Origin of the sequence: Providencia sp. PROV267, assembly GCF_028477825.1 — a bacterium.
Lineage (GTDB): Bacteria > Pseudomonadota > Gammaproteobacteria > Enterobacterales > Enterobacteriaceae > Providencia > Providencia stuartii.
The window spans coordinates 368707-380697 of sequence record NZ_JAMPLX010000002.1 but is presented as its reverse complement, the minus strand read 5'-3'; the positions used below and the strand labels follow the sequence as shown (position 1 = coordinate 380697).

The 11991-nt window shown below is 42.8% G+C and carries 14 protein-coding genes and 1 pseudogene; 9 read left to right on the top strand and 6 right to left on the bottom strand.

What is annotated here, in order from left to right; genetic code table 11:
- The 7 genes and pseudogenes from PR709_RS02625 to osmB all read left to right on the top strand — a co-directional run.
- Window positions 1–365 (top strand): annotated as a pseudogene (locus PR709_RS02625) (electron transport complex subunit RsxC); the annotation flags it as partial.
- Window positions 366–378: 13 nt separating this feature from the next.
- Window positions 379–1464, top strand: a complete 1086-nt coding sequence (rsxD, locus tag PR709_RS02620) for an electron transport complex subunit RsxD (RefSeq protein ID WP_004920098.1) — start codon at window positions 379–381, stop codon at window positions 1462–1464.
- 9 nt (window positions 1465–1473) lie between these two features.
- Entirely contained in the window at window positions 1474–2100 is a 627-nt protein-coding gene (gene rsxG, locus PR709_RS02615) for an electron transport complex subunit RsxG (RefSeq protein ID WP_004920100.1), read from the top strand.
- Window positions 2101–2102: 2 nt separating this feature from the next.
- Window positions 2103–2819: an electron transport complex subunit E gene (locus tag PR709_RS02610; RefSeq protein ID WP_004920103.1), complete on the top strand. Its 717-nt coding sequence runs from the start codon at window positions 2103–2105 to the stop codon at window positions 2817–2819.
- Between the two features lie 15 nt (window positions 2820–2834).
- Window positions 2835–3476: an endonuclease III gene (nth, locus tag PR709_RS02605; RefSeq protein ID WP_004920106.1), complete on the top strand. Its 642-nt coding sequence runs from the start codon at window positions 2835–2837 to the stop codon at window positions 3474–3476.
- A gap of 109 nt (window positions 3477–3585) precedes the next feature.
- On the top strand, window positions 3586–5529 hold the full coding sequence (locus PR709_RS02600) for an exoribonuclease II (protein ID WP_004920109.1): 1944 nt from the start codon (window positions 3586–3588) through the stop codon (window positions 5527–5529).
- Window positions 5530–5719: 190 nt separating this feature from the next.
- Complete coding sequence (osmB, locus tag PR709_RS02595; RefSeq protein WP_004920113.1) at window positions 5720–5938, top strand: osmotically-inducible lipoprotein OsmB; 219 nt, start codon at window positions 5720–5722, stop codon at window positions 5936–5938.
- Window positions 5939–5979: 41 nt separating this feature from the next.
- Here the strand turns inward: osmB and yciH are convergent, their stop codons facing one another.
- The 5 genes from yciH to pgpB form a co-directional block, all read right to left on the bottom strand.
- The gene (gene yciH / locus PR709_RS02590) at window positions 5980–6306 is read right to left on the bottom strand and encodes a stress response translation initiation inhibitor YciH (protein WP_004920116.1); all 327 of its coding nucleotides are present in this window, start codon (window positions 6304–6306) and stop codon (window positions 5980–5982) included.
- Window positions 6303–7040: an orotidine-5'-phosphate decarboxylase gene (gene pyrF, locus PR709_RS02585; RefSeq protein WP_004920118.1), complete on the bottom strand. Its 738-nt coding sequence runs from the start codon at window positions 7038–7040 to the stop codon at window positions 6303–6305. Before pyrF ends, yciH begins: the two co-directional genes overlap by 4 nt.
- A 42-nt stretch (window positions 7041–7082) precedes the next feature.
- Window positions 7083–8252: a lipopolysaccharide assembly protein LapB gene (gene lapB, locus PR709_RS02580; protein ID WP_004920122.1), complete on the bottom strand. Its 1170-nt coding sequence runs from the start codon at window positions 8250–8252 to the stop codon at window positions 7083–7085.
- Between the two features lie 6 nt (window positions 8253–8258).
- Window positions 8259–8576, bottom strand: coding sequence for a LapA family protein (locus PR709_RS02575; protein WP_004920126.1), 318 nt, complete (start codon window positions 8574–8576; stop codon window positions 8259–8261).
- 129 nt (window positions 8577–8705) lie between these two features.
- Window positions 8706–9437, bottom strand: coding sequence for a phosphatidylglycerophosphatase B (gene pgpB / locus PR709_RS02570; RefSeq protein WP_004920131.1), 732 nt, complete (start codon window positions 9435–9437; stop codon window positions 8706–8708).
- Between the two features lie 204 nt (window positions 9438–9641).
- Between pgpB and ribA the strand changes: the two genes are divergently transcribed.
- Together ribA and hemB are read left to right on the top strand one after the other, a co-directional pair.
- On the top strand, window positions 9642–10238 hold the full coding sequence (gene ribA / locus PR709_RS02565; RefSeq protein WP_014656044.1) for a GTP cyclohydrolase II: 597 nt from the start codon (window positions 9642–9644) through the stop codon (window positions 10236–10238).
- Between the two features lie 191 nt (window positions 10239–10429).
- Window positions 10430–11413 carry a porphobilinogen synthase gene (gene hemB / locus PR709_RS02560; RefSeq protein WP_014656045.1) on the top strand — a complete coding sequence of 328 codons (984 nt, stop codon included), beginning with the start codon at window positions 10430–10432 and terminating at the stop codon, window positions 11411–11413.
- Between the two features lie 102 nt (window positions 11414–11515).
- Here hemB and PR709_RS02555 read toward each other — a convergent pair whose 3' ends face one another.
- On the bottom strand, window positions 11516–11971 hold the full coding sequence (locus PR709_RS02555; RefSeq protein WP_004920143.1) for a hypothetical protein: 456 nt from the start codon (window positions 11969–11971) through the stop codon (window positions 11516–11518).
- Window positions 11972–11991: the final 20 nt, after the last annotated feature.

Below are 11991 nucleotides of genomic sequence, written 5' to 3'. Positions count from 1 at the left end.
AGACTGAACCAGCCGACGTTGACCCGCGTAAAGCCGCTGTCGCTGCCGCTATTGCCCGTGCTAAAGCGAAAAAAGCGGCGCAACAAGCAGAAGCTGAACCTGCAACGGCAGAAACTGAGCCAGCCGACGCTGACCCACGTAAAGCCGCTGTCGCTGCCGCTATTGCCCGTGCTAAAGCGAAAAAAGCAGCCCAAGAGAAAGCACAACTTGAGGCTCAAGTGAGTGAGGAGGAAATGCTGTCACCTGCTGCTGAACAACCCATTGAAGAAGAAACAGATCCTCGTAAAGTTGCGGTTGCTGCGGCGATAGCTCGCGTAAAAGCCAAACAAGCTCAAAAACAAAACGAACAAACAATGATAGAGTAAGTGATTAAACACCATGAAATTTAGGCCTATTGATCCAAATAACCGTCGTTTAAAAATCGCTAGCGCGCCATTTACCCATGATAACCAAAGCACTAGTCTTGTTATGCTTTGGGTTTTATTGGCTGCGATACCGGGTATTGCAGCACAAATTTACTTCTTTGGTATTGGCACTCTCTATCAAATTGTTTTAGCCATGCTGGCTGCTGTGATCACAGAAGGCATCGCTATCCGTTTACGTAAAAAGCCCGTTATTAACGTTCTTAAAGATAATTCAGCCATTGTTACCGCGCTATTACTGGGTGTGAGTCTACCGCCATTAGCACCTTGGTGGATGATCGTTCTTGGAACTGCCTTTGCCGTGATCATTGCTAAACAATGTTATGGTGGTTTGGGGCAAAATCCATTTAACCCTGCAATGGTGGGTTATGTCGTATTACTAATTTCTTTTCCTGTACAAATGACCAGTTGGCTCCCGCCCTCTGAATTACAGACTCTTAATATCAATGCACTAGAGAGCCTTTCAATTATCTTCACTGGACATACTCCAACGGGGATCACGCTGGATGCCTTGCGAATGGGTGTCGATGGAATGAGCCAAGCAACACCATTAGACAGCTTTAAAACAGGGCTATTAACTCATTCGATTTCTGATGTTTTACAGCAACCAATTTTACAAGGCTCTCTGGCGGGTATTGGTTGGCAATGGGTCAATATTGCCTATTTAATCGGCGGCCTCATAATGTTAAACCGTCGGATTATTAGTTGGCAGATCCCTGTTTCATTCCTTGCCACCTTAGCATTCTGTTCAGTAGTCAGTTGGTTATTAGATGATGGTCGCTACTCGCCACCACTAGTACAGTTACTCTCCGGCGCAACTATGCTAGGGGCATTTTTTATTGCAACAGATCCAGTTACGGCATCGACGACACCAAAAGGCCGCTTGATTTATGGTGTAATGATTGGCTTATTAGTGTGGCTAATCCGTGTTTACGGTGGTTATCCCGATGCTGTCGCTTTCGCTGTGCTACTAACTAATATTGCGGTGCCTCTCATTGACCATTATACGCAACCTCGTGCATACGGGCATGGACATAAGTAAGGAGCCTATATGTTAAACACAATGCGTCGTCATGGAGCCATCTTGGCTATTTTTGCAGCCGGCACAACTGCACTTAGTGCGGCTGTTTATACCTTAACGAAAGAGACAATCGCACAACAAGCGGCGATCGTACAAAAACAGCTACTTGACCAAGTCGTACCAACTAGCCTGTATGATAATGCATTTGGGCAGGAGTGTTATTTAGTCGGAGCAGAAGCTGAGCTAGGCAGCAAGCAACCACATCGGTTATATATTGCGAGAAAGAATGGTGAGCCTGTTGCCGCCGCCCTTGAATCTACAGCACCCGACGGCTATTCAGGTGCAATACATCTCTTAGTCGGTGCAGATTTTAATGGAAATGTGCTAGGTGTTAGAGTGACAGAGCATCATGAAACACCGGGTCTCGGCGATAAAATTGAAACACGAATTTCAAACTGGATCACTTTGCTCACAGGGAAAGTTGAATCCGACCATGACCCCAAATGGGCAGTTAAAAAAGATGGCGGTGATTTTGACCAATTTACTGGGGCAACCATAACCCCAAGAGCGGTTGTTAATGCGACCAAACGTACCGCCGTTTTTATGCAAAAAATACCACAAAATCTCTCTAGCTATCCTATTTGTGGAGCTGAATAATTATGAGTCAATCTAAAGAACTTTTTGTACAAGGCTTATGGAAAAACAACTCGGCACTTGTACAGCTTTTAGGCCTATGCCCATTACTGGCTGTTTCATCAACAGCGACCAATGCATTAGGGTTAGGACTTGCTACAACATTAGTGCTGGTTTGTACCAATGTTGCCGTATCCGCATTTCGTCGTTGGGTACCAGCTGAAATTCGTATTCCTATTTATGTTATGATCATTGCCTCTGTCGTTAGTGCAGTACAGATGCTTATTAACGCCTATGCGTTTGGCCTATATGAATCGCTGGGCATATTTATTCCGCTGATTGTGACCAACTGTATTGTAATTGGTCGCGCTGAGGCTTATGCCTCACGGAATCCTGTACCACTTTCTGCTATTGATGGCCTTGCGATGGGGTTAGGTGCAACGGCAGCCTTATTCGTTTTAGGGGCTATGCGCGAGATTTTAGGTAATGGCACACTGTTTGACGGTGCAGATTTACTACTAGGATCATGGGCCAAATCATTGCGAATAGAGGTTTTACACCTTGACTCACCATTTTTACTCGCTATGCTGCCACCGGGCGCCTTTATCGGCCTCGCCCTGATGCTTGCGGGCAAATATTTAATTGATGAGAAAATGAAAAAACGAGCCGCCCTAAAATCGGGCCAACAACCTGAACGTGAATACCAAAAAGAACAAGGATGCGGCAGCCATATTTCTAGATAAGATTAATTGTGAGCTATGAATAAATCAAAACGTATTGAGATATTGACTCGCCTGCGCGATAACAATCCCAATCCAACAACTGAGTTACAATTTAACTCCCCTTTTGAGCTGTTGATAGCGGTTTTGTTATCTGCACAGGCGACTGATGTCAGCGTTAATAAAGCAACAGCCAAATTATATCCTGTCGCTAATACTCCTGAAGCCATGCTCGCTTTGGGCGTCGATGGTATCAAAGAGTATATAAAAACAATTGGTCTGTTTAACACTAAAGCTGAAAGTGTTATCAAAACCTGCAAAATCTTAATTGAAAAGCATAATAGCCAAGTTCCTGAAGATCGCTCAGCTTTAGAGGCCTTACCCGGCGTTGGTCGTAAAACAGCAAATGTGGTGTTAAACACGGCTTTTGGCTGGCCAACCATTGCTGTTGATACGCATATTTTTCGAGTTTGTAATCGTACCAATTTTGCTCCGGGTAAAAATGTCGTTGAAGTCGAAGAAAAACTTCTCAAAGTCGTTCCCACAGAGTTTAAAGTCGACTGCCATCATTGGTTCATTTTACATGGTCGCTATACCTGTATCGCACGCAAACCGCGCTGTGGGTCTTGTATTATTGAAGATCTCTGCGAATTTAAAGATAAGGTGTACCCTGAGAATTAACATTACACTGCTCCCAGTTATTTGTTCACAATGCAAATTTTTTCTTGCTCTAAGACTTTGTCTTACGTAACAATGGGAGCCAAACTCAACCTCCATAAAAACGGTAAGTATGTTCCAAGACAACCCATTGCTCGCGCAACTTAAACAGCAACTGCACTCCCAAACGCCTCGCGTTGAAGGATTGGTAAAAAGCACCGATAAAGGTTTCGGTTTTCTCGAAGTAGATGGCCAAAAAAGCTACTTTGTTCCACCTCCACAAATGAAAAAAGTGATGCATGGCGATCGCGTTATCGCGGCCATTCATACAGACAAAGACCGTGAATTCGCTGAACCAGAAGAACTTGTTGAACCCTTTCTCAGCCGCTTTGTCGGGCGCATTCAGAAGAAAGATAATGACAACCGCTTATTTGTGATCCCTGATCACCCACTGCTAAAAGATGCTATTTCTTGTCGCCCAGTAAAAGACATCGACCATGAATTTGCTCAAGGTGATTGGGTTGTTGCACAGATGCGTCGCCATCCTTTAAAAGGTGATAAAGGTTTTTACGCTGATATCACTGAGTACATCACCGATGCTAATGACCATTTCGCCCCTTGGTGGGTCACTTTACGTCGTCATCAACTTGATCGTGCTGAGCCGCAAATGGTTCACAGTGAACGCGATGATGAAGGTATTGAGCGTGTTGACCTTACCGACCTGCATTTCGTGACTATCGACAGTGCAAGTACAGAAGATATGGATGATGCTCTGTATATTGAAAGAACAGCAGACGGTCATTTAAAACTTTATATCGCTATCGCGGATCCAACCAGTTATATCAAAGAAGGCAGTGAATTAGATAAGCTCGCTTTAGCTCGCGCTTATACGAACTACTTGCCTGGCTTTAATATTCCGATGTTACCTCGTGAGCTTTCAGATAACCTCTGCTCTTTACGCCCAAATGAGCGCCGTCCAGCATTAGTGTGTGCCGCAACCATTTTGGATGATGGTAACCTAGCTGAAGATATTCAGTTTTTCAGTGCATGGGTTGAGTCTAAATCAAAGCTGGTTTATGACGAAGTTTCCGATTGGCTAGAAAAATCAGGTAGCTGGCAACCAACTAATGATGCAGATCAGCAACAGATTGAATTACTGAAAGAAATGGCGGATAAGCGTCATCAATGGCGTCAACAAAATGCGTTAGTCTTTAAAGATCGCCCTGACTATCGTTTCTTATTAGATGACAAAGGGAATGTTATTGACATCGTCGTCGAAAGCCGCCGTACGGCAAACCGTATTGTCGAAGAAGCGATGATCACCGCTAACTTATGTGCCGCAACACAGCTCAAAAACACATTAGGCTTTGGCGTATTCAACGTTCATATGGGCTTTGAGCCATTACAAATAGAGCAAGTTGTACAAACATTGAAAGAGCATGGTATTGAGACAACGGCCGAATCCCTGCTCACCTTAGAAGGTTTCCGCCAACTACGCCGCCAATTAGATGCACAACCGACACAATTCTTAGATAGCCGCATTCGTCGATTCCAAACCTTTGCAGAAGTCAAAGGCGAACCCGGCCCTCACTTTGGATTAGGTTTTGAGGCTTACGCAACGTGGACATCACCAATCCGTAAATACACGGATATTGTTAACCATCGTCTACTTAAATCGGTTATTGCGGGTAAACCCTCAACTGATAAACCGACAGAAGAGTTATCGATTAAATTAGCGGAGCGTCGCCGAGCCAATCGCATGGCTGAACGTGATGTTGGTGATTGGTTATATGCGCGCTTTTTAAAACCTTTCGAAGGTACAGACAAGGCATTCCCTGCGGAAATTATCGATATCACACGTGGTGGTGTACGAGTGAGGTTAACCGACAATGGTGCCGTAGCCTTTATTCCAGCGCCGTTCTTACACGCTGTACGCGATGAGATCCAGTGCAGCCAAGAAACAGGTAGCGTGTTAATCAAAGGCGAACCCGCATACAAACTCAACGATATTATTAATGTTAATATCGCTGAAGTACGTATGGAAACTCGCAATATTGTTGCTCGCCCTGCCGCATAATTACTTTTGATGCTATAATAAATATGCTACTGGTTTTAGCAGTAGCATATTGTTTCTTACTTTTCCTTCTTAATGAGTTCCACTCAGATATATTGTCGCTTTTTATATACATTAATTCCCGATAATTCTGATTCGTATAATTACTGATTGTGATAATTTGGTAGCGTCCTTAAAACTCGGAGTCACTAAAATGAACACGACAAGTAAACGCATTATGACATTCACACTTGCAACCCTTATCGCAATAAGCGTTAGCGCATGCTCTAATATGTCAAAGCGAGATAAGAATACGGCTGTAGGTGCTGGCGTAGGTGCTGTAGGCGGTGCTATCCTAACGGGCGGTAGTGCACTGGGAACGGTTGGTGGCGCTGCAGTTGGTGGGATTATTGGTAACCAAGTCGGAAAATAAATCTATGGATAAGGGGGGATGCCCCCTTATCCTATATTGTGTTATCCACCCGCTAACTTCACTTGATAACCTTTTGCTTCAAGAAGTTGCTTAATCAGCTCTCTCTTATCACCCTGAATTTCAATATCACCGTCTTTTACTGAGCCACCGCAACCACATTTTTTCTTTAATTCCGCGGCCAATTTAGCCAGTGCATCATCTTCAAGATCGAGTCCTGTCACCACGCAAACGCCCTTGCCTTTGCGACCCGATGTTTCACGGCGGATCCTGACAATACCATCTCCTTTTGGGCGTTGTGCTTTCGGTTTTTCCTCTTCGATGCGACCGATATCCGTGCTATACACTAAACGGCTATTTGTATCCTTCATGCACAATCCTTAATAGATTGGTTGATCTGCTTTAATGTGAGTGCAGGGTTATCACTACGCGTAATAGGACGGCCGATAACCATATAATCAACCCCGACTTTTAATGCTTCTTGAGGTGTCATGATACGGCGCTGATCCCCAACATCACTACCAATTGGGCGAATACCTGGTGTCACTAATTTAAAATCATCACCACACAATGATTTCAGTCTTGCAGCTTCATGTGCTGAACACACCACACCATCTAAGCCACATGCTTTTGTCAATAAAGCTAAACGTTCAGCATGCTCAGCTGGCGTAGCATTAATACCAATGCCAGTCAGATCGGATTGATCCATACTGGTTAAAACAGTGACCGCTGTTAATAATGGCGCCTCTTTTCCATAAGGCTCTAATGCCTGACGAGCCGCTTCCATCATACGGCTGCCACCACCAGCATGAACGTTAACCATCCAAACGCCCATTTCTGCTGCTGCCCCAACCGCACGCGCAACCGTATTAGGAATATCGTGAAATTTTAAATCGAGAAATACATCAAAACCACGTTGGTGTAGTGATTTCACAAATTGAGGGCCATTGAAGGTAAACATCTCTTTACCGACTTTCAAACGACATTCACGCGGATCAATAAGGTCAACAAATGCCAATGCCGCGTTTGCATCTTCATAATCGAGCGCAACAATAACTGGCGAGTGAGTAGATACGCGAGCGTGGTTCTCAGTTGAAGAAATCATTTAGTAGTAGCCTTAATCATATTTGGTAATAAAGTGACGCTGTCACTGCCCATCTAAACCACGAATTGGCTTAATGGTGTCCCATGAACGACAAGACGGGCAGTGCCAATATAATGAATGCGAAGTAAAACCACATTTGTGGCAACGATAGTCAGGTTTGGTTCTAATTTGTTCCCCGACCATTTTCCGCAGCAAAATCAGGCTCTCTTTTGCTCGCCCTTCTTCTGCTTCTTTTAAATGGTAATCCATCAAACGATAAAATAACCGCATTGTTGGGTGACGTTGAATCTGATCGTTAATATAACTTGCGGCGGCTTCATGACTTTGCTTCTCAACAATAATGTCGGCGAGATACAGTTCAGCGACTGCCCCCGTATTACCCGCAACACATTGGCGTAGATACACTTCCCAAGCATCCATATCTGCGATTTGTTGATAGCAATCATAAAGTAAAGGTAAAGTTTCAGCCACCAGCTCTCTATCTTGTTCGTAGACTTGTTTAAGAACATTGATAGCTTTGTCGTAATGTTCCTGCTCGATAAAAATTCGCCCTTTCATAATTGAAACACGGGCACAATTTTTATCCGCCTGTTCGGCTTTATTCAGAAGGCTTAAAGCCCCATCAAGATCGTCACTGCCTAAGTGTTGATTGGCTAATTCACAATAAAAATGCGCAATATTTTCGCGTAACTCTTCATTACCCAATTTAACCAACTTAGTCGCCGTTTCGATTGCTTTCGTCCAATCACTGGTTAATTGAAAAATCGCCAATAATGACTGTAGTGCACTTTGCTTAAAATCCACCTCATCCGTCAATTGCTGGAACATATTTTCAGCACGATCGTAAACCCCTGCGGCCATATAATCACGACCGAGTTGTTGCGTGGCTAATAAGCGTTGTTCAAAGGATAATGCGGCACTTTCAACAAGTGACTGATGAATACGGATGGCTCGTTCAACTTCACCACGTGAACGAAATAAATTACCTAAGGTTAAATGCGCTTCAAAGGCGGAACTGTCTTCCTTGAGCATATCAAGGAATAAATCAACCGCTTTGTCTTGCTGATTTGATAAAAGAAAGTTAACGCCCGTAACATAATCACGTGACAGGCGGTTAGCATGTTGCTGCTTGTCTTGTTGAGCGCTTCGACGCCCCATATACCAGCCGTATGCAGCGGCGACAGGTAACAACAGAAACAGCAACTCAAACATACAAGATTATTCCTTGCTCTTTTGAGCCACAACTTCTGTAGATTCAGAGATGGTTTTATCATCCACACTCAATTGTGATTCAAGACGTCTAATTTTACGGCGTGCATTTTTCAAGCTCACCACAGCACGCAGATAAAATAGCCCTGCAACTAACCAACCCAGTACAAAGCCGACACCAAACAAAGAGGCTAAAAGTGAAGATAATGCAAAATCTCCTTGTGCAATCAGGTAGTTAAATGTAATAACCTGATTATTGCTTGAGCCTAGCGTGATTGAAATAATAAAAATAACCACAGCTAGTAATAATATCAGAAAATATTTCACATTCTTTCCCGTTATCCGTTCTTATGAAAACAAATTATCTACCTGATAAGGTAGCATTTCTGGCGCACTCAGACAAAGTAATTTATCTTATACGCCCACTTTGTTAATGTATATTGAACCTTATTTAACCTACATGTTTTTACTTTCACTCAAATTGGGTGTTTTATCCCTTAAGAGCGTACACGCCATCATCGCTAAAATTGCACTAATGATAATAGAAGCGATTGCATCTGAAGGCCAATGCATCCCTAATAATAACCGACTAAATACGATAGCTTCCGCCCATACCGCCAGCACGATGGCAAGTGCATATTGACGACGCTGCCAAAATAATCCAATCAATAAAAGTGCCCAGCCAGCCGCAAATAGTACATGCCCAGAAGGAAATGAGTAGCCAGTTTCCGCTTGCCAATGTTTGCGTAACCATGAAGGAACCTGATCACTTTGTTTAACGGTTTGTTTGATAACGTCTGCTCGCTGCTTTCTTTTTAAGTCATAAAATTCTGTCGCTGAAAGCCCATATTCTTTTTCTAGCCAAACCACATATGGGCGCGGCTCTTGGAAACTATTCTTAACAACGCTTTTGATCCCTTGTCCTACCAAAATACAGCATACAACAATAACAACCCATTGAAGGACACTTTTCAACTTTGGTTTACAGATATAAAGGGTCAAGGCTAATAATACGATAGAGGTTATCAGACTATAAGGGAGACCAGCCGTTTCTGTTAGCCAAAATAACCATTTAACCGATTCTACATTCTGAGACGGCAGCCAACTCCACCCTACCATCAGTAACGCTGTAGGAGGTATGATTAATAAAACAGCAAAGACTAATATCGGGTAAATTGATTTATTCATTTTATGCTATCCATGTCAGTTGACTGTTCGAATCAATAAAATTAGATTCACAAATGATTAACTCTGTTATAGTAATGCATAGTGGACTGTGTGCAAATAAATGTCTGCGCTATATGCTAGATGTCATATAGTATCGATAAGCAATATTTTTATCGATTAACGTTATTAATTAAGCAAGAGTTATCTCAACTAATGAATGAAAATATGCAGCTAAAACGCGTTGCCGAAGCCAAATTACCAACTCCTTTCGGCGAATTTTTAATGGTAGGGTTTGAGGAAATCGCAACAGGTCGTGACCATGTCGCACTGATTTTTGGCGATATTTCAGGTCCAGAGCCTGTTCTCAGTCGGATCCACTCGGAATGCTTAACCGGAGATGCATTATTCAGTTTACGCTGTGATTGTGGCTTCCAATTAGAAGCGGCACTGTCTCAGATCAGCAAAGAAGGTCGAGGCGTACTGCTCTATCATCGCCAAGAGGGTCGTAATATCGGCCTACTTAATAAAATTCGTGCTTATGCCTTGCAAGATCAAGGTCTAGACACCGTAGAAGCCAATCTCAAACTAGGCTTCAAAGCGGATGAACGCGACTTTACGCTCTGCTCTGATATGTATAAGTTATTAGGTATTAATGAGGTTCGCTTATTAACTAATAATCCAAAGAAAATAAATATCATGCGTGAAGCAGGTATTAATGTCGTTGAACGTGTGCCATTAATTGTTGGTCGCAATCCAAGTAATGCTCATTATCTCGATATTAAAGCTGAGAAAATGGGCCACATGTTATTTAAACATCAATAATCCTTCTCATAATGGAAGAGTATGACACTGCTCTTCCTTGACTAATATTAAAATGATAACAATCGGTTGTAGCACTTTTGCCGATTGATATATTCACTTTCATTTCATAAGGTTTATACTGTTTATCAACAATGATCTCGATGAATAAATTTAATACGTTAAGTTTATTTTTCTGATAACAAGGAGCTACGGTGAATAACCTGCATTCTATCCAACGCATGAGAAGATTACGTAAGACAGAAAAAATGCGTGATCTCTTCCAAGAAACGCATCTTTCTCTTAATGACCTGTGCCTTCCAATCTTTGTTGAGGAAGGGCTTGATGATTATAAGCAAATTGACAGCATGCCAGGTGTTGTACGTATTCCAGAAAAACGTTTAGCTTATGAAATAGAGCGTATTGCCAAAGCAGGTATTAAATCTGTTATGACTTTTGGCGTCTCTCATCATTTGGATGAAACAGGGAGTGATGCTTGGCAAGAAAATGGTCTTGTCGCACGCATGTCTCGTATCTGTAAAGAGACAGTACCTGAAATGATTGTGATGTCAGATACCTGTTTTTGTGAATACACTTCACACGGCCATTGTGGGGTAATGCATGGCGATATCGTTGATAACGATGCCACTATCCATAATTTAGGTTTACAAGCTGTTGCAGCCGCCCGTGCAGGTGCTGATTTTATCGCCCCTTCTGCTGCAATGGATGGGCAAGTTGCCGCTATCCGCCAAGCTCTAGATGCAGCTGGTTTTAAAGATACCGCCATTATGTCTTATTCGACTAAATTTGCGTCAGCACTCTATGGCCCATTTAGAGACGCGGCAGGCTCTTGTTTAAAAGGGGATCGCAAAACCTATCAAATGAATCCAATGAACCGCCGTGAGGCAATTCATGAATCCTTAATTGACGTACAAGAAGGCGCGGATGCATTGATGGTTAAACCAGCAGGTGCCTACCTTGATATTATTCGTGACCTACGTGAACGTACTGAATTGCCTATCGGTGCTTATCAAGTCAGTGGTGAATATGCACAAATTAAATTTGCTGCAATGGCTGGGGCTATCGATGAAACCCGCGTCACTCTGGAAACATTAGGCTCTATCAAACGGGCTGGCGCTGATATGATTTTCACCTATTTTGCCCTGCAATTAGCCGAAGATAAAATTTTGTCACGATAATGAGCGCGTGAGAAATAACAACATGCCCGCTGTCGAGTCGATTAGCGGGCATGTTATTTTAATAAACAGCAATGTTTGAGGGTACTTAAACAAAATCGCCTGTTATGCTTTTTGTGCTGCCAGTTGCTCTGTAAAGCGCTGAGCATAATTTAACGCAATGCGAGGTTCATAGAGACCCGTAATAAGTAATTTCTGTTCGCCATTCAATGTATTAGCCACAACGCCCCATGATCCAATATCCTCTCTTGTTTGATAGATTTCATCTGGAACTGGCGATTTTTCTGGCATTGTAACTATCTCATTAGCGAAAGATAATGGTACGATTTCAAACGAGGCATAATCGGCATTTCGTCCTAATGGGAATTCCCTATCAACCAATAAACGAAGATCGCAGACTTCAGTTTCTGGGGTTTGCATGACAATGGAATAGAGATTCGGAATATGTTCAAGAATATCTCGGACTTCATCTAAATAATGATGATTTGGCGAGGTGGTAATTAAAATGTCAGCCGCCCAAAGCGCCCCTTTGTAAAAATCCGTTGCGTTAATATCTGCCATATATTAATACCTCACGTTGG